1 pseudogene is annotated in these 692 nt (G+C 58.2%); it reads left to right on the forward strand.

Annotated features, from left to right (window positions below):
* Positions 1–91 precede the first annotated feature (91 nt).
* Positions 92–692, forward strand: a pseudogene (locus tag HMPREF2847_RS11290) (IS256-like element IS3503 family transposase); the annotation flags it as partial.

Consider the following 692-nt stretch of genomic DNA (forward strand, 5'->3'; position numbering starts at 1 on the left):
CACCAAAGAATAGCTCCCCGAAAGCTATTACCCACACCATCCCGCACCTCCGGCCACATTTGTGCTAACCGCACACCGGTTGGATTAAAGGATGACCACCAACCGCCCCAGCTGCCCACTATGCGGCAACAACACAAAGAAAAACGGCACCACCAGCAAATCAACCACCCGTTGGCGCTGCACCCACTGCGGACACTCCTTTACCCGCAACACCCAAACCCACAACAAAAACACCGCCACCATGGCTTTGTTCATCCAATGGGCCACCGGCACCCAATCTCTAACCACCTTCGCCGCACACCATGGCGTAACCAGGCAAACCATGCACCACCGATTCCGATGGTGCTGGTGGATCATCCCCACACCCACCATCGACTCATTCCGCATCCATGACCAAATCTTCCTCGACGCGACCTATCTAAAGTCCGGATGCCTCCTGATCGCAGCCAGTAAAACCCACGTCATCAACTGGACCTGGGCCAGACACGAAACCACCGCCGCCTACACCGAACTCCTACGCCCCATTGCCGCACCACTAATCGCAGTCACAGACGGCGGACAAGGTGCCCAATCAGCCATCCACCACTGCTGGCCAACAACACGCATCCAACGCTGCCTCGTCCACGCCCAACGAACAGTCCGCCGCCACACCACCAGCAACCCCCGCACCGATGCCGGCAAAACCCTCTACC

It is taken from the genome of Corynebacterium sp. HMSC074C03, assembly GCF_001838285.1.
Taxonomy (GTDB): domain Bacteria; phylum Actinomycetota; class Actinomycetes; order Mycobacteriales; family Mycobacteriaceae; genus Corynebacterium; species Corynebacterium amycolatum.